Annotated in this window: 15 protein-coding genes and 1 pseudogene; 7 read left to right on the forward strand and 9 right to left on the reverse strand. The window is 55.4% G+C overall.

The window, feature by feature from the left end:
• Nucleotides 1–5: 5 nt before the first annotated feature.
• The 4 genes from ppx to purM form a co-directional block, all read right to left on the reverse strand.
• The gene (gene ppx, locus K7R23_RS14255; RefSeq protein WP_012906628.1) at nt 6–1,547 is read right to left on the reverse strand and encodes an exopolyphosphatase; all 1,542 of its coding nucleotides are present in this window, start codon (nt 1,545–1,547) and stop codon (nt 6–8) included.
• Nucleotides 1,548–1,551: 4 nt separating this feature from the next.
• Nucleotides 1,552–3,618, reverse strand: a complete 2,067-nt coding sequence (gene ppk1, locus K7R23_RS14260; RefSeq protein WP_012906627.1) for a polyphosphate kinase 1 — start codon at nt 3,616–3,618, stop codon at nt 1,552–1,554.
• Nucleotides 3,619–3,792: 174 nt separating this feature from the next.
• The gene (gene purN / locus K7R23_RS14265; protein ID WP_012906626.1) at nt 3,793–4,434 is read right to left on the reverse strand and encodes a phosphoribosylglycinamide formyltransferase; all 642 of its coding nucleotides are present in this window, start codon (nt 4,432–4,434) and stop codon (nt 3,793–3,795) included.
• On the reverse strand, nt 4,434–5,471 hold the full coding sequence (purM, locus tag K7R23_RS14270) for a phosphoribosylformylglycinamidine cyclo-ligase (protein ID WP_012906625.1): 1,038 nt from the start codon (nt 5,469–5,471) through the stop codon (nt 4,434–4,436). Before purM ends, purN begins: the two co-directional genes overlap by 1 nt.
• A 266-nt stretch (nt 5,472–5,737) precedes the next feature.
• Between purM and upp the strand changes: the two genes are divergently transcribed.
• The 3 genes from upp to K7R23_RS14285 all read left to right on the forward strand — a co-directional run bounded on the left by upp (nt 5,738) and on the right by K7R23_RS14285 (nt 8,545).
• Complete coding sequence (upp, locus tag K7R23_RS14275) at nt 5,738–6,364, forward strand: uracil phosphoribosyltransferase (protein ID WP_003037929.1); 627 nt, start codon at nt 5,738–5,740, stop codon at nt 6,362–6,364.
• Nucleotides 6,365–6,459: 95 nt separating this feature from the next.
• Nucleotides 6,460–7,749, forward strand: coding sequence for a uracil permease (uraA, locus tag K7R23_RS14280; protein WP_012906624.1), 1,290 nt, complete (start codon nt 6,460–6,462; stop codon nt 7,747–7,749).
• 94 nt (nt 7,750–7,843) lie between these two features.
• The gene (locus K7R23_RS14285; RefSeq protein ID WP_217968118.1) at nt 7,844–8,545 is read left to right on the forward strand and encodes a DnaA inactivator Hda; all 702 of its coding nucleotides are present in this window, start codon (nt 7,844–7,846) and stop codon (nt 8,543–8,545) included.
• Here the strand turns inward: K7R23_RS14285 and K7R23_RS14290 are convergent.
• The 3 genes and pseudogenes from K7R23_RS14290 to bepA form a co-directional block, all read right to left on the reverse strand.
• Nucleotides 8,523–9,457, reverse strand: a pseudogene (locus tag K7R23_RS14290) (Rpn family recombination-promoting nuclease/putative transposase). The gene K7R23_RS14285 and the pseudogene K7R23_RS14290 sit on opposite strands and share 23 nt — an antisense overlap.
• 144 nt (nt 9,458–9,601) lie before the next feature.
• Nucleotides 9,602–9,961, reverse strand: coding sequence for an arsenate reductase (glutaredoxin) (arsC, locus tag K7R23_RS14295; RefSeq protein ID WP_012906622.1), 360 nt, complete (start codon nt 9,959–9,961; stop codon nt 9,602–9,604).
• A 40-nt stretch (nt 9,962–10,001) separates the two neighbouring features.
• Nucleotides 10,002–11,465 (reverse strand): beta-barrel assembly-enhancing protease, encoded by a 1,464-nt coding sequence (bepA, locus tag K7R23_RS14300; RefSeq protein ID WP_012906621.1) that lies wholly within the window; start codon nt 11,463–11,465, stop codon nt 10,002–10,004.
• 223 nt (nt 11,466–11,688) lie between these two features.
• Between bepA and K7R23_RS14305 the strand changes: the two genes are divergently transcribed.
• The 4 genes from K7R23_RS14305 (at nt 11,689) to iadA (ending at nt 15,218) form a co-directional block, all read left to right on the forward strand.
• The gene (locus K7R23_RS14305; RefSeq protein ID WP_012906619.1) at nt 11,689–12,753 is read left to right on the forward strand and encodes an AI-2E family transporter; all 1,065 of its coding nucleotides are present in this window, start codon (nt 11,689–11,691) and stop codon (nt 12,751–12,753) included.
• Nucleotides 12,754–12,908: 155 nt separating this feature from the next.
• Nucleotides 12,909–13,580, forward strand: coding sequence for a nucleoside recognition domain-containing protein (locus K7R23_RS14310; RefSeq protein ID WP_024132764.1), 672 nt, complete (start codon nt 12,909–12,911; stop codon nt 13,578–13,580).
• 1 nt (nt 13,581) lies between these two features.
• The gene (locus K7R23_RS14315; protein ID WP_012906617.1) at nt 13,582–14,043 is read left to right on the forward strand and encodes a YjiG family protein; all 462 of its coding nucleotides are present in this window, start codon (nt 13,582–13,584) and stop codon (nt 14,041–14,043) included.
• Between the two features lie 11 nt (nt 14,044–14,054).
• On the forward strand, nt 14,055–15,218 hold the full coding sequence (gene iadA, locus K7R23_RS14320; protein WP_024132763.1) for a beta-aspartyl-peptidase: 1,164 nt from the start codon (nt 14,055–14,057) through the stop codon (nt 15,216–15,218).
• 83 nt (nt 15,219–15,301) lie between these two features.
• Here the strand turns inward: iadA and bcp are convergent, their stop codons facing one another.
• Both bcp and K7R23_RS14330 read right to left on the reverse strand, forming a co-directional pair.
• Nucleotides 15,302–15,772, reverse strand: coding sequence for a thioredoxin-dependent thiol peroxidase (gene bcp, locus K7R23_RS14325; protein WP_012906615.1), 471 nt, complete (start codon nt 15,770–15,772; stop codon nt 15,302–15,304).
• Nucleotides 15,772–16,344 (reverse strand): glycine cleavage system transcriptional repressor, encoded by a 573-nt coding sequence (locus K7R23_RS14330; protein WP_012906614.1) that lies wholly within the window; start codon nt 16,342–16,344, stop codon nt 15,772–15,774. Before K7R23_RS14330 ends, bcp begins: the two co-directional genes overlap by 1 nt.
• Nucleotides 16,345–16,485 lie beyond the last annotated feature (141 nt).

Below are 16,485 nucleotides of genomic sequence, written 5' to 3' on the forward strand. Positions count from 1 at the left end.
ATGCTTCAGGCGGCAATCTCCGGCGAACGTTCTTCTTCAATTTTCAGGCGCCAGCCGGTTACGGCTTCCCAGTACTGCTGCTCTTTTTCCAGATCGAGCAGCACCAGCGCGTTCTGGCTAAACCAGTCATGCGGGAAGCGCAGGGTCCAGTGACTGTCGTCGGTGATGAGCGTCAGCCTGGGCGGCGTGGTGGTGGCCTGGCGCTGGTTATTCAGCAGGACGCCCAGACGCAGCAGCTGGATCAACGGCAGATACTGTTTCTTTTTGAACAGCGTAAAGCGGGGCAGATCGTCAAGCTTAATCGCTTTACGGTGATAACGAACCAGCGTCGCCATCATGGTTTGCTGCTCCTGGTTAAAACCGGGCAAATCGCTGTTTTGCAGAATGTAGGCTGAATGGCGATGCAGGCCGCTGTGGTTAATATTCAGTCCCACCTCATGCAGCATGGCCGCCCATTTCAGCAGGGCCTCAAGCTGCGGATGCGCCAGCTTCGGCTGCTGCGTCTGCCACTGATCGTACATCTGCATGGTGGTTTCCAGCACGCGTCTTGCCTGATCGCTGTCGATATTGTACTGGTTCGCCAGGCTACTGGCGGTACGGCTGCGAACATCCTGATGGCGGAAGCGGCCTTCCATTTCATACAGTACGCCTTCGCGCAGCGCGCCGTCGGAAAGGCGCAGTTCATGGATAGCCAGCGCATCGAATACCCCGCAGAGAATCGCCAGCCCCGGCACAAACACCACTTTTCGCTCTTCTGACAGACCCGGCAGGCTCAGTTCATCAAAGTTGCGGTACTGCAACAGTTCCGCAATCAGCCTGTCCAGACGTTCCGGCGTGATGAAGCCATCTTTTTCGCCCATCGCCAGCAGGACTTCGTGGGCGGCTTTGATGGTGCCGGATGCGCCCAGCGCGACGTTCCAGCCCTGAATGCGAAACTGCCACGCCAGGGTTTCGAGCTTCTGCGCCGCCGCCATTCTGGCGCGCTGGAAATTCTCTTTGTTAATGGCCCCGCCCGGGAAATAGAGTTGCGCAAAGCTGACGCAGCCCATCCGGCGGCTTTCGACCAGCTTTGGTTCGAAGTTTTCGCCAATCACCAGCTCCGTTGAGCCGCCGCCAATATCAATAACCAGTTTGCGGCCTTTTTCCGGCTGCGTGTGTTCAACGCCCATAAAGATCAGGCGCGCTTCTTCGTTACCGGAAATAATTTCGATCGGATAGGGGATGACCTTTTCCGCGCGCTTCAGGAAATCGGTGGCGTTCAGCGCCTGGCGCAGCGTATGGGTGCCCACGATACAGACGCTGGAAGGAGAGAAGCCCTGCAGACGCTCGGCAAACAGCGACAGGCAGCTCAGCCCGCGTTCCATGGCTTCCTCGCTCAGCCGGTTATCTTCACCAAGACCGTCAGCCAGATGCACGCGCTGTTTGAGCCTGCCGATAATTTGCATGGCGCCGTCCACCACGCGGGCGATCACCATGTGAAAACTGTTTGAGCCAAGGTCGACCGCCGCAAATTCCTGCGGTCGTGGGGACTTATCGTGTATTGGCATAGCGTTAATCTGGTTGCTCGAGTGATTTGATGTAGTCATAAATCGCCAGCTGTGCCCGCACCTTACGGCGGTTTCCACGCGGCACGTAGCGATTACTCAGTTCTTTATCGACATAGCGGGCTTTTACCGTGTCGCTGAACAGAATGTCAATAATATCCAGCACCCGCTGCTTCAGGCGCGGGTCGAGCACCGGCGTCGCCACTTCGATGCGGTAGTCGATATTACGCGTCATCCAGTCCGCGGAAGAAAGATAAACCTGCTTGTTGCCGCCGTTTTCAAAGATATAGACCCGGTCATGCTCAAGGTAGCGGTCAACAATGCTGATAACACGAATATTATCGCTGATGCCCGGAAGAAATGGAATCAGCGAACACATGCCGCGAACCAGCAGATTCACCGTTACGCCGGAGCCGGAAGCCGCATACAGGCGGTCGACCAGCCCTTTATCCACCAGATTATTCAGCTTCAGCGTGATGCCGCTGGGACGCCCCTGCTGGGCGTTAGCGATTTCACGGTCCACCATTTCATACAGCAGGCGGCGCGAGTTTTGTGGCGATACCAGCAGATAATCAAAGGTTACCGGGCGATACGGGTTTTCGATAAAGTTAAACACCCGGCGCACTTCGTTAGTGATCCGCGCATCGGCGGTCAACAGCGAGTAGTCGGTATACAGGCGCGCAGTTTTTTCGTTGAAGTTGCCGGTGCCGATATGGGCGTAACGCACCACCTCATCGCCTTCTTTACGCGAGATGAGGAACAGCTTGGCGTGAATTTTCAGCCCTGGCGCGGAGAAGATGACGTGCACGCCCGCTTCCGTCAGGCGCTTCGCCCAGTGGATGTTGGCCTCTTCATCAAATCGCGCCTGCAGCTCCACCACAACGGTCACTTTTTTACCGTTATGGGCTGCGTGGATCATCGCATCAATAATTCGCGAATCTTTCGCCACGCGATAGATGTTAATTTTGATTGCCAGCACGCTCGGGTCGAATGAGGCCTGACGCAGCAGTTCCAGTACGTGCTCAAAGGTGTGATAGGGGTAGTAAAGCAGTACGTCGCGTTCGCGAATCGCCTCAAAGCCGTTACGGAACGTCTCTTTATCAAACCAGAGATGACGCAGGCGCGGCAGCGGCTTATTCACCAGGTTCGCTTTGCCTACGTTAGGGAAGTTTATGAAATCTTTGAAGTTATGGTAACGTCCGCCGGGCACAATGGAGTCATAGCGCGAGATGGTCAGCTTCTCGCGCAGCACTTCCACCAGCGCATTAGGCATGTCGCGCTGATAGACAAAGCGTACCGGTTCGGCGGTCAGGCGCTGTTTCAGGCTGGATGACATCAGCTCCATCAGGCTTGATTCCATCTCATGCACCAGATCGTATTCGGCGTCGCGGGTCATCTTCATTGAATAGGCGTTCAGCATGTCGTAATCGAAGAAGCCTTTGAAGATGTCATCCAGGCAGTAGCGCAGAATATTATCCAGCAGGATCATCGGCTTGCGGCGGCGCGGCGCTTCCGGCGGCAGGTTCACGAAGCGTGGTACTTTATCCGAAGGAATTTCCAGCAGCGCATAGCGAATCGAATCGCCGCGAATAATCTCCACCGCCAGGTAGGTATAGTCATCTTTCAGGAACTGAACCAGATCCGTTTCGCGGTTAATCAAAATCGGCGTGATGTGCTGGCGCAGATAGTGCTTGAAGTAGTGGCGCAGCCAGACCTGCTGATTGGCCGACAGCTGACGTTCGTTGATCAGGAAGATCTGATTGCGCGCCATCTCCAGCAGGAGCTCATTATACAGGCCGTCGAACTCCTGGTCGGCCTTTAACACCCGGGACTGGATTTTGCCCAGCAGATGGCGAGAGTGCGAATTTGAGCCCTGTTCTTCGCTGATGATAATGCGCCGCTTTAGCTCAGCGAAACGTACTTTATAGAATTCATCAAGGTTATTGGAATAGATGCCTAAGAAACGCATCCTTTCAATCAACGGGTTTGATTTATCCGCCGCTTCCTGGAGCACGCGCTCGTTGAACGCTAACCAGCTCAGTTCTTTTTCGATGTATAGCTTTTCCTGACCCATTAATACCTATACTCCGTTTTATTCACGGGACACTGCCTGATCATTATGGCGAGCAATGCTCTCAGATGTCCAACTGTGCCAGAAAAGTATGACGATAAACTGTTTGATAACATAAAGAAGGGAAGAAGAGTAGGCCGGAGGGTTGAGGGCTGACTTCCGGCCTGTGAAGAGAAGTTATGATTCGTCAGACGCATATCCCTGCGGCGGCAGCGGCTGGCCGTCGAGCCAGGCGGCGTTGTCGCGCATCTTCAGACGTCCTTCCACAAACCAGCGGATGACGAGCGGATAAATCGTGTGTTCCTGCGCCTGAACGCGAGCGGTGATCTCATCTTCATCATCGCCCTCGAATACCGGTACTTTGGCCTGCAAAATGACCGGGCCGCCATCCAGTTCGTCAGTCACAAAATGCACCGAGGTGCCGTGCTCTTCATCGCCATTTTCCAGCGCCTGGCGATGGGTATGCAGGCCGGGATATTTCGGCAGCAGGGAAGGGTGGATGTTCAGCAGGCGTCCAGCGTAATGGGCAACGAACGCCGGGCTCAGAATACGCATAAAGCCGGCCAGCACCACCACATCAGGCGCGTAGGCGTCAATTTCCAGCATCAGTTCGCGATCGTAGGCGTCGCGGCTGGCAAACCGATCGGCAGTCAGCGTATGGGTCGCAATACCCGCTGTTCTGGCACGCTCAAGGCCGAACGCGTCGGCCTTGTTGCTGAATACTGCCCGGAGGGTGCCTTTGATCTTCTTCTCTTTACAGGCATCAATGATCGCCTGCAAATTGCTTCCGTTACCGGAAATAAGCACCACAATATTCATTATTCGATAACCACGCGCTGTTCGGCATCAGATGCCCTGATATGACCGATTTTCCACGCATTTTCACCTTTTGCCCGCAGCAGAGCCAGCGCATTATCCACTTCGCTTGCCGGCAGGGCGATAATCATCCCGACTCCGCAGTTAAAGGTACGATACATTTCGTGCTGGCTGACGTTGCCGGCGTTTTGCAGCCAGTTAAAGACGGCTGGCCACTGCCATGACGATTCGTTGATGACCGCCTGGGTGCTGTCCGGCAGAACGCGCGGAATATTTTCCCAGAAGCCGCCGCCGGTCAGGTGCGCAATGGCGTGTACGTCGGCCTTCTCGATCAGTTCGAGAATCGATTTCACATAGATGCGGGTCGGCGCCAGCAGGTGATCGGCTAACGGCTTGCCGTCGAGATCGGTTGTTTGCGGATCGCAACCGCTGACTTCCACAATTTTGCGCACCAGCGAATAGCCGTTGGAGTGCGGGCCGCTGGAGCCCAGCGCAATCAGCACATCGCCATCGGCAACTTTAGAGCCGTCGATAATTTCTGACTTTTCCACTACTCCGACGCAGAAACCAGCGACATCGTAATCTTCACCGTGATACATCCCCGGCATTTCTGCGGTTTCACCGCCTACCAGCGCGCAGCCGGATTGCAGACAGCCTTCAGCGATACCGTTAATTACGCTGGCAGCGGTGTCGACGTCCAGTTTGCCCGTCGCGTAGTAGTCGAGGAAAAACAGCGGCTCCGCGCCCTGTACCACCAGATCGTTGACGCACATCGCCACCAGATCGATACCAATGGTGTCATGACGTTTCAGATCCATCGCCAGACGCAGCTTGGTGCCCACGCCGTCAGTGCCGGAAACCAGTACCGGTTCACGATATTTTTGCGGCAACGCGCACAGCGCACCGAAGCCACCCAGCCCGCCCATGACCTCCGGGCGACGAGTTTTCTTCACTACGCCTTTGATTCGATCCACCAGGGCATTGCCCGCATCAATATCAACACCGGCATCTTTGTAGCTAAGAGAGGTTTTATCGGTCACTGCCTGGTTCCCCACGTTGTTTCTTGCGGTAAAAGTAAAATTCGGCGCAATTCTAGCAGGGAAAGCAAACGTTTGCGAGCCTGCTTTTCTCTCCGCTTTTCTGTTCACCCCGCACAGAATGCGGGCGTGTTTTATACTCATTACCCAGACGTATATCGCTTTGCTTGATCCATATCATGCATACGTTATGTTGCGCCCAGGGGGAAAAGCGGTATAATCCGGCGATTTTTTTGTGGTTGCCACTCGTCTGAGGAAAGGAGAAGAGTATGAAGATCGTGGAAGTCAAACACCCACTCGTCAAACACAAGCTGGGTCTGATGCGTGAAAACGACATCAGTACCAAACGCTTTCGTGAACTCGCCTCGGAAGTAGGCAGTCTGCTGACCTACGAAGCGACTGCGGGCCTGGAAACCGAAAAGGTCACCATTGAAGGCTGGAACGGCCCGGTTGAAGTCGACCAGATCAAAGGGAAAAAAATTACCGTCGTGCCTATCCTGCGCGCAGGTCTGGGGATGATGGAAGGCGTGCTGGAAAATGTACCGAGCGCGCGCATCAGCGTGGTCGGGATGTACCGCAATGAAGAGACTCTGGAGCCGGTCCCTTATTTCCAGAAGCTGGTTTCCAACATCGATGAGCGTATGGCGCTGATCGTCGACCCGATGCTGGCGACCGGTGGGTCGGTTATCGCTACCATCGACCTGCTGAAAAAAGCGGGCTGCAGCAGTATAAAAGTGCTGGTGCTGGTGGCGGCGCCGGAAGGTATCGCCGCGCTGGAGAAAGCGCATCCGGATGTGGAACTGTACACCGCATCTATCGACCAGGGGCTGAACGAGCACGGATACATTATTCCGGGGCTTGGCGATGCCGGCGATAAGATCTTCGGTACTAAATAAATGAATAATTAATCATCAGCCGACTTTAAGAGTCGGCTTTTTTTTGAATAAAACAACTCAACTGCTAATAACAAAACCTGTTCAGAGGAAAACTTATGACACGCCGCGCTATCGGGGTGAGTGAACGACCGCCGCTTTTACAGACAATCCCGCTGAGTTTGCAACACCTGTTCGCCATGTTTGGCGCAACCGTGCTGGTGCCCGTTCTGTTTCATATTAACCCGGCTACCGTCCTGCTGTTCAACGGGATCGGTACGCTGCTGTATCTGTTTATCTGTAAAGGGAAGATCCCGGCCTATTTAGGGTCGAGCTTTGCCTTTATTTCGCCGGTTCTGCTGTTGCTGCCGCTGGGATACGAAGTGGCGTTAGGCGGCTTCATTATGTGCGGCGTGCTGTTCTGCCTGGTCTCTTTCATTGTGAAAAAGGCGGGAACCGGCTGGCTGGACGTCATGTTCCCGCCAGCGGCGATGGGCGCAATCGTTGCCGTGATTGGTCTGGAACTGGCGGGCGTCGCCGCCGGAATGGCCGGATTGCTGCCGGCGGAAGGACAGTCACCGGAGGCGAAAACCATTATTATCTCTATGGTGACGCTGGCGGTAACGGTGTTTGGCTCCGTTCTGTTCCGTGGTTTCCTGGCGATTATCCCGATCCTCATCGGCGTGCTGGCTGGTTATGCGCTGTCGTTCGCGATGGGCGTTGTCGATACCACGCCGATCGCCGAGGCGCACTGGTTTGCGCTGCCGACCTTCTACACACCGCGTTTTGAATGGTTTGCCATCCTCACCATTCTGCCTGCTGCGCTGGTGGTGATTGCTGAACACGTCGGCCACCTGGTGGTGACGGCGAATATCGTCAAAAAAGATCTGGTGCGCGATCCGGGCTTACATCGTTCGATGTTCGCTAACGGCCTGTCGACGGTGATCTCTGGCTTCTTTGGTTCCACGCCGAACACCACCTACGGCGAAAATATCGGCGTCATGGCGATCACCCGCGTGTACAGCACCTGGGTGATCGGCGGTGCGGCGATCTTCGCTATTCTTCTCTCCTGCGTCGGTAAACTGGCGGCGGCGATCCAGATCATTCCGCTGCCGGTGATGGGCGGGGTATCACTGCTGCTGTACGGGGTGATTGGCGCTTCCGGTATCCGCGTGCTGATCGAGTCGAAAGTCGACTACAACAAAGCGCAGAACCTGATCCTGACCTCGGTCATTCTTATTATCGGCGTCAGCGGCGCGAAGGTGCATATCGGCGCCGCGGAGCTGAAAGGCATGGCGCTGGCGACCATTGTCGGCATCGGTCTGAGCCTGATCTTCAAGTTGATCTCCGTCCTGCGTCCGGAAGAAGTGGTGCTGGATGCAGAAGACGCGGATACGCCGCAGCAGTAATGCAGAAACCGGGCAGTGATGCTGCCCGGTTCTATCACGACAGAATTCTGTGGTAAACTCATCGCGATTTTATGAAATCTGGGTTGAGGTATCTCTGAACACACCGGCACAGCTCTCTTTGCCACTTTATCTTCCCGACGACGAAACTTTCGCAAGTTTCTGGCCGGGGGATAACGCCTCTTTACTGGCCGCACTGCAAAACGTGCTGCGCCAGGAGCATAGCGGATACATTTATCTCTGGTCGCGTGAAGGCGCGGGCCGCAGCCATTTGCTGCACGCGGCGTGCGCTGAACTGTCGCAACGCGGCGATGCGGTGGGCTATGTGCCGCTGGACAAACGTACCTGGTTTGTCCCGGAAGTGCTTGATGGTATGGAACAGCTGTCGCTGGTCTGTATCGACAATATCGAATGCGTCGCCGGGGATGAACTGTGGGAAATGGCGATCTTCGATCTCTACAACCGTATTCTTGAATCCGGCAAAACGCGTTTGCTGATCACCGGCGATCGTCCGCCGCGTCAGTTGAATCTGGGGCTGCCCGATCTGGCCTCGCGTCTGGACTGGGGACAAATTTATAAGCTGCAGCCCTTGTCGGATGAAGACAAACTTCAGGCGCTACAGCTGCGTGCGCGCCTGCGTGGCTTTGAACTGCCGGAAGACGTGGGACGTTTCTTGCTTAAGCGGCTGGATCGCGAAATGCGTACGCTGTTTATGACGCTGGATCAGCTCGATCACGCCTCCATTACGGCGCAGCGCAAGCTCACCATTCCTTTTGTTAAAGAGATCCTGAAGCTTTAGCGGCACCGTCCCCGGTTTCGGGCCGATCTAATTCAGCTTCGCTGAGTCCCGTCACGTTGAGCACCAGCGACAGCGCAAGGCCGTTTTTCAGCAGTTCTTTTGCGATACGCAGCGCCGCCAGCTTTTTACCTTCCTCTATACCCTTTTCATGTCCTTCGTTTCTCAGATAATCCGCCAGCGTCATAATCGTCTCCCTGTATTCTGATGGTTGATTTGCCAGTGTCTGAAAAAAGCGTGCTGATCGTCTAATTTTCCATTTTCATAAATATAAAGCAATATCGTTTTGAGCTGCTAGTGTGTAATGTTCTTATGGTTAATTAATATTATTAATTTATCTGTTAATTCATTTAAATCGCGCAAGCGAATATGTTTTTGCAGTAATTCGAGCAGGGCAACCCGGCGATGCTGCATAATTTCGCTATCGGGTATCACGGTGATATCAACTAAAGGAAATGGGCTGTTATAAAACCATTCCGCCAGCGACGGGAGGGTAAAATCATCCAGCCAGCGCATGGAGTAAGGCCAGGGACTGACCAGACCGTGATAAAAGAGTACCGGAATGACTAGCGGTAGCTCATCGTGTCCGGCGTCAAGATGGCGCTGCATAGCGGCAATGGCGTAGCGCATCAGGCGAAAAGCCATATGCCGGTCAGGAGAGCTCTGGTGTTCAATTAACGCGTAAATATAACCCGTACCGGCGCGGGTCGTCAGCGAATAAAGAATATCAGAATAATACGCGCGCATCGTCTCTTCAATAAAGCTTCCGGACTCCAGGCGGAGCGTATTCAGGTCACAAATTTTATGCAGCGCGCGCGGGAGATGAATATCTAAAAAATCCCGCGCCGTTTCGGGGTGAGTTAAAAATTGTTTAAACACGGCATCATGCGGTGTCGGGGCGGCTTTTTTCTTCATGGCGTCCTTTTCCTGCTTTTATTAATATGCTGAAAACTACCATAAAGGAAAAGAAATAAACGACTGAGAGATTAAGGGTGCGAGACGCCTCGGAAAAATTCGTTAAGCGTGAAAAAAGAAGCGCCGCAGGGCGGCGCGTCATGATTAACGGATGATGTCCAGCACCTGCTCCGGCGGACGGCCAATGCGCGCCTGTCCGTTGGCGACCACAATCGGGCGCTCCATCAGTTTCGGATTCTCCACCATCGCCTGGATCAGATCGTCTTCCGTCAGTTTTTCGTCCGCCAGGTTCAGTTCTTTATAGAGATCCTCTTTCTGGCGCATCAGCTCGCGGGCGCTGGTCATCCCCAGCATTTGCAGCAGCTGGCGCAGCGTTGCCGCATCGGCAGGCGTCTCGAGGTAAAGCACCACTTCCGGTTCCACGCCGTTTGCCTGCAACAGGCTCAACGTTTCGCGACTCTTGGAACAGCGCGGATTGTGGTAAATTTTTACCGCTTCTGACATGACTTCTCCTTAGCATCGTTATCCGACAAATAGTTCAGGGCTACATTCTTGTGTAGGGTTTGAAGCGTTCCTGCAGCTGACGTAGCTGATCGATACGCGCATCATAGCGTGCCTGCTGCTGGCTACCCAGCTTCGCCTGCGAGCTGGCGCTGCTCAGCAGCGAAATCGCCTGATCGAGACGTCCCGCCAGCGCATAGCCTTCCGCACGCGCCGCCAGCTCCTGATCGCGATTATTCAATGCGGCCTGCGCCTGCGCCAGTAAATCCCAGCCGTTACTGTCGTCTTTATTATTGAAGGTGTAGCGGTTAAGCAACGATGCGGCTTCACTCGCCTGACCTCCCTGTAGCAGGGCATTCGCCAGGTTCAGTTGCAGGACCGGGTTAATCCGTAAATCGCGGGCGTTTTTCAGCCGGGAAATGGCCTCATTCGCTTTCTTTTGGCCAAGGTCGATATCGGTGGCCAGGTCCAGATACCAGGCGTTGCCAGGCTCCGCAGAGAGCAAAGGCTGTAACGCTTTGCGCGCTTCATCGTATTTACCGGCCTCCATCGCCTGTAACGCCCGGCCATATTGCGCGGCGCGCTGCTGGCGAACGTTGCCTTTTGCCCATTCATCCAGCAGGTCGCTGGTGAGCTGATTGCGTCCGGAGTTGTACATACCCAGCGTGCGCGCTTTCGCGAGATAAAAATCTTCCGAGGACTGTACGACTACCGGGCGCATCTGGTTGGCGCGGTTACGGGCGTCCGACAAACGGCTTTCCGGGAGCGGGTGCGTCAACAGAATTTCAGGCGGACGGGAAGAATAGCGCGCCTGATCGAGCAGCTTTTCGAGGAAGGTCGGCATCGCCTGCGGATCGAATCCGGCGCGCTGCAGCACCTGAATGCCGATACGGTCCGCCTCCTGTTCGTTTTGCTGGGTAAAGCTGATCATCTCCTGGCGGGTGCCCGCCAGTGTACCGGTGAGCGCCGCCATTCCCGCCTGCGGGCTGGCCATCGCTAATAAAATCGACCCCAGCGCGCCAACCCAGGTCAACGGCGCGCTGCGCTTTTGATCCTCCATCGCCCGCGCCAGATGGCGCTGGGTGACGTGGGAAATTTCGTGCGCCATCACCGACGCGAGCTGGCTTTCATTATCGGCATAGCGAAACAGCGCCGAGTGCAGCACCACGTTTCCGCCAAAGAAGGCGAAGGCGTTAATTTCGTCGTTATTGATCAAAAAGAAATGAAAGGGGGTTTTGACCGAATCGGCATGAGAGACAAGACGCATCCCGAGTCCGTTGATGTACTTAACCAGCAGCGGGTCGTTAATCAGCGGCGCGCTGCCGCGTAGCTGACGCACATAATAATCGCCCATCTGCATTTCCTGCCCGATGGTCAGCGTGCCGGCCGCCGACGTTCCCATGTCCGGCAATGTGTCCGCAGCGTCTGCGAACGCGGGCGCTACCTGACCGAGAGTCAGCGCAGCAATGAGGGTAGCAACCAGGTTTTTCTTAAACTGCCTGAACATAACCTCTGTCCTGTTTTCTTTGAGATGTTCATTTGACCGATGCCGGGCAGTATCGTTCCCGTTCCGCCAGCAAAGGCAGTGTAACGGTGAAAACCGCTGCTGAATACCCCGCACAAATGACTTTTCAGTTTCCTGAATCAGCAATAAAAAGCGAAGTCTTTTTTGTGACATTTGGATACAATTCGGGATCGCAATCCCGCTATTGAGGTTCAGGGAAGGTTTTATGCTCGAAATGTTAATGCAATGGTATCGTCGGCGCTTTAGCGACCCCGAGGCGATTGCTCTGCTGGTGATACTGGTTGCCGGGTTTGGCATTCTGTTCTTTTTTAGCGGGCTCCTGGCGCCGCTGCTGGTCTCAATTGTGCTGGCTTATCTGCTGGAGTGGCCGACGGTTCGTCTCGAAGCCATTGGCTGTTCACGCCGTCTGGCGACCTCCGTCGTGCTGATTGTCTTCGTGGGGATTCTGCTGCTGATGGCCCTGGTGGTGATGCCGGTGGCGTGGCAGCAGGGCATTTACCTGATCCGCGATATGCCCGGTATGCTGAACAAGCTGTCGGATTTTGCCGCCACCCTGCCGCGTCGTTATCCCGCGTTAATGGACGCCGGCATCATCGACGCTATGGCGGAAAATATGCGCACGCGCATGCTGACGCTGGGCGATTCGGTGGTGAAATATTCGCTCGCTTCGCTGGTTGGCCTGCTGACGCTGGCGGTTTATCTGGTGCTGGTGCCGCTGATGGTGTTCTTTCTGCTCAAAGACAAAGAGCAAATGCTGAACGCGGTGCGCCGGGTGCTCCCGCGCAATCGCGGGCTGGCCGGGCAGGTCTGGAAGGAGATGAACCAGCAAATTACCAACTATATTCGCGGGAAAGTGCTGGAGATGGTGGTGGTCGGCGTGGCGACCTGGCTGGGCTTCCTGCTGTTCGGGCTGAACTACTCGCTGCTGCTGGCGGTGCTGGTTGGTTTCTCCGTCTTAATCCCCTATATCGGCGCCTTTGTGGTCACTCTGCCGGTGGTGGGCGTTGCGCTGTTCCAGTTTGGCCTGGGAACGGAGTTCTGGAGCTGTTTTGCGGTCTATCTGATTATTCAGGCGCTGGACGGCAACCTGCTGGTGCCGGTGCTGTTCTCCGAAGCGGTGAACCTGCATCCGCTGGTGATCATTCTCTCCGTCGTGATCTTCGGCGGACTGTGGGGATTCTGGGGCGTTTTCTTCGCTATTCCGCTGGCTACATTGATCAAAGCTGTGGTGCATGCCTGGCCTGACGCGCAGATTGCTGACGAATCATAAGCCGCTTGCCGGCGACAATCCGTCGCCGGATATCATTTTTTCATAGAAATTTTCTGAATCTGGCGGCGGAAATGTCGTTTTTTTGATTTTTTCTCTTTAACGTGACCCACGTGATGAATTTATGTCACCAAAGGATAAGACCAACAGGAGAAAAAATGGGTCACAACACGCAACACACAACGCACACGCAGCAAAAGGTTGGATGGGGCGGCTACCTCGCCTTTTTCATTACCATTATCTTTTTTTCAGGGATGTTTTCTAAATCCACCGAGTGGTGGCGGGTCTTTGATTTCACCGTACTCAACGGGGCGTTTGGTCATATAAGCGCCACGGGAGAAAGCGCGCTGTCGTTTCGGGGAACCGGCGGGAGCGGGGCGAAGGATGGTTTTCTTTTCGCCCTTGAACTGGCGCCATCGGTGATTTTGTCGCTCGGTATTATCTCCGTGACCGAAGGGTTAGGCGGATTGCGCGCCGCGCAGCAGCTGATGACGCCGGTCCTGCGCCCGTTGCTTGGGATCCCGGGGATCTGCTCACTGGCGCTGATTGCCAACCTGCAAAATACCGATGCCGCGGCGGGGATGACCAAAGAACTGGCCGACGAAGGGATTATTTCTGAACAGGAACGCGCCATTTTCGTCACCTGGCAAACCAGCGGCAGCGCCTGTATCACCAACTATTTCTCCTCCGGCGCGGCGCTGTTTACCACCATTACCGTGCCGGTGATCACGCCGCTGGCGGTGATTTTAGTCTTCAAATTTGTGGGGGCGAACCTGCTCAGGCTGTGGATTTCGCAGCTTGAAAACCGCCGCCTGCAGCGGGAGGCGTAAGATGACCGCACAGACAAATAAAAATGTGATGGATATGTTTATTGACGGGGCGCGGCGCGGGTTTACCATCGCCACGACCAGTCTGCTTCCTAACGTGGTGATGGCGTTTGTGATTATTCAGGCGCTTAAAGTGACGGGGCTGTTGGATATTGTTGGCCGCGTATTCGAGCCCGTCATGGCGCTGTGGGGACTGCCGGGCGAGTCGGCGACCGTCCTGCTGGCCGCGGTAATGAGTATGGGCGGCGGCGTGGGCGTTTGCGCGAGCCTGGTGGTCGCGGGTTCTCTTAGCGGTCACGATGCCACCGTTCTGCTGCCCGCCATCTATCTGATGGGCAATCCGGTGCAGAACGTGGGGCGCTGCCTCGGGACGGCGGGGGTACATCCGCGCTATTATCCGCATATTATCGCCGTATGCGTGATTAACGCGCTGGTGTCGATATGGGTAATGCAACTTATTGTCTGACAAGGAAGGTTATGAACTGTTCAATTCTCAATCTGACGCTGTTTCAGCGCGGACATGTCTATGCGCCGGAGGATCTCGGCGTGCAGGATATTCTGGTCGCCGGCGGTAAAATTGTGGCGATCGCGCCGGCTATCGCCCCCGGCGATTTTCCCGGCTGCCAATGTATCGATCTGGAGGGTGCCATTGTCTGCCCCGGCTTTATCGACCAGCATGTCCATCTGATTGGCGGCGGCGGTGAGGCTGGCCCGCATACCCGCACGCCGGAGGTTCGCTTGTCGCGGCTGGTTGAGGCCGGGATCACCTCGGTGGTTGGGCTACTGGGAACCGATGGCATTACCCGCCATCCGGAGTCGCTGCTGGCCAAAACCCGCGCTCTGGAAACCGAGGGCATCAGCGCGTGGATGCTCACCGGCGCCTACTCTCTGCCATCGCCGACCATTACCGGCAGCGTGGATCGCGACGTGGCGCTGATTGACAAGATCATCGGCGTGAAATGCGCGATTTCGGATCACCGCTCCTCTGCGCCGACGGCCGCCGCGCTGGCGACGATGGCCGCGCAGTCGCGGGTGGGCGGCCTGTTAGGTCAGAAGGCGGGCATCAGCGTGTTTCACATGGGCAACAGCCTGCGTATGCTCGAGCCGCTGTATGAGATCCTCGCCAGCGCCGACGTGCCGATCACGAAGCTTCTGCCAACCCATGTCAACCGCGCAGAGCCGCTGTTCCATGCAGCGCTGGAATACGCACGTGAAGGCGGCTACATCGACATAACCAGCAGTATTGATGAGCCGGTCGATCCCGCAACGGCGATTATCACCGCCTTGCAGAATGACGTTCCGCTGTCGCGTATCACCCTGAGCTCAGACGGTAACGGCAGCCAGCCGGAATTTGATGAGCACGGCAACCTCATCGGCATTGGCGTGGCGGGATTTGATTCGCTGGCGCAAACCCTGCGTCGGTTAGTCAATCACCACCAGCTGCCGCTGGCGGAGGCGCTGTGCCCGCTGACGCGTACGGTGGCGGAGTTCCTTGGTCTGGAACAGAAAGGCCGCTTAGCCGTCGGATGCGATGCCGACATTCTGGTGCTGAACGAGGCGCTGGAGGTCAATCACCTGTGGGCGAAAGGCAAAGCGATGGTACGTGACAAGAGAGCGTGCGTGAAAGGCACCTTCGAGTAAGGCGCTGCGATCCGGCCTACAACCTGGCAGGGGGTAGGCCGGATAAGGCGAAGCCGCCATCCGGCAGAATCATCAACGGAAGATCAGGCGTTTTCTTTCAGCCAGTTCAGCACCACGTCGTGGTGATTGCTGGTTTTGAAGTCGTCGAAAACGTGTTCAACCTTACCGTCTGCGTCAATCAGGAAGCTGATGCGGTGAATGCCGTCATAGGTTTTCCCCATAAAGGATTTCTCGCCCCAGACGCCAAACTGCTCGCAGACCTGGTGATCTTCATCGGACAGCAGGGTAAAGTTCAGTAGCTCTTTTTCGGCAAAACGGGACAGTTTTTCAGGCTTGTCGGTGCTGATGCCCAGCACGTCCACGCCCGCTTTTTTCAACTCATCCATGTTATCGCGTAGGCCGCAGGCCTGAACGGTACAGCCCGGCGTCATGGCTTTCGGATAGAAATAGACCAGAACACGCTGTCCCTGGAAGTCGGTCAAATTTACTTGTTCTCCGTCTTGATCCGGCAAGCTAAATTTCGGTGCGATGTCACCGGCTTTCAGTGGATTCATTACTTAACTCCATCCTGTTCATCATGTTGTGAATAATTAACAACGTTAATACTGCCTTGCGCATTGAGTTCTGTACATAGTGCTTTAAAGGCCTGCTCGATATTTTCCGCATCGTGCGATGCCGGACTGTGCGCCGTAATCTGGATGTACAGCTGCGCAGGCTTTTCATCTTCAGCCGGTTGCGTACGCGAAACCAGCTCCGCGATGTTCATCTGATGGCTGTCGAACAGGGCGGTGAAACGCTCAATCAGGTGAGGAGAATCCGGCACGTCGACCTGAACCCATACCGTTGCCGGCATCGGCGGGCGCGGATGGGCGCTGGTACGCTTCATGACAATCAGTAAATCCAGCTCTGCGCCTTTCAGCGGTAGCGTCGATTCGATCAGGGTGATGGCATTCCAGCTGCCGGAAAGCAGCATGATAAACGTAAACTCATCTCCCAGCATGGCCAGTCGGCTGTCTTCAATGTTACAGCCGCAGCTGCTGACATGGCGGGTGATGGTGTTCACAATTCCCGGGCGATCGGCACCCAGCGCAGTAATAACCAGATAATGTTGCGATGAAGGTGTCAAACCTGTTCTTCCTTTGATGGGTGGGGTAATCATAAGGAAAGCATAAAAAAAACCGCCGTACAACAGCCAGAAGGGCTCTGGTCACTTGCTTTTATTGCCATACCAAACGTACCATTGAGACACTTGTTTGCACAGAGGATG

It is taken from the genome of Citrobacter rodentium NBRC 105723 = DSM 16636, assembly GCF_021278985.1.
Lineage (GTDB): Bacteria > Pseudomonadota > Gammaproteobacteria > Enterobacterales > Enterobacteriaceae > Citrobacter_A > Citrobacter_A rodentium.

Coding starts and splice junctions, on each gene's coding strand:
- ppx (WP_012906628.1), bottom strand. CDS start 1,547: ATGCCAATACACGATAAGTCCCCACGACCGCAGGAATTTGCGGCGGTC.
- ppk1 (WP_012906627.1), bottom strand. CDS start 3,618: ATGGGTCAGGAAAAGCTATACATCGAAAAAGAACTGAGCTGGTTAGCG.
- purN (WP_012906626.1), bottom strand. CDS start 4,434: ATGAATATTGTGGTGCTTATTTCCGGTAACGGAAGCAATTTGCAGGCG.
- upp (WP_003037929.1), top strand. CDS start 5,738: ATGAAGATCGTGGAAGTCAAACACCCACTCGTCAAACACAAGCTGGGT.
- uraA (WP_012906624.1), top strand. CDS start 6,460: ATGACACGCCGCGCTATCGGGGTGAGTGAACGACCGCCGCTTTTACAG.
- arsC (WP_012906622.1), bottom strand. CDS start 9,961: ATGTCAGAAGCGGTAAAAATTTACCACAATCCGCGCTGTTCCAAGAGT.
- bepA (WP_012906621.1), bottom strand. CDS start 11,465: ATGTTCAGGCAGTTTAAGAAAAACCTGGTTGCTACCCTCATTGCTGCG.
- K7R23_RS14305 (WP_012906619.1), top strand. CDS start 11,689: ATGCTCGAAATGTTAATGCAATGGTATCGTCGGCGCTTTAGCGACCCC.
- K7R23_RS14310 (WP_024132764.1), top strand. CDS start 12,909: ATGGGTCACAACACGCAACACACAACGCACACGCAGCAAAAGGTTGGA.
- K7R23_RS14315 (WP_012906617.1), top strand. CDS start 13,582: ATGACCGCACAGACAAATAAAAATGTGATGGATATGTTTATTGACGGG.
- iadA (WP_024132763.1), top strand. CDS start 14,055: ATGAACTGTTCAATTCTCAATCTGACGCTGTTTCAGCGCGGACATGTC.
- bcp (WP_012906615.1), bottom strand. CDS start 15,772: ATGAATCCACTGAAAGCCGGTGACATCGCACCGAAATTTAGCTTGCCG.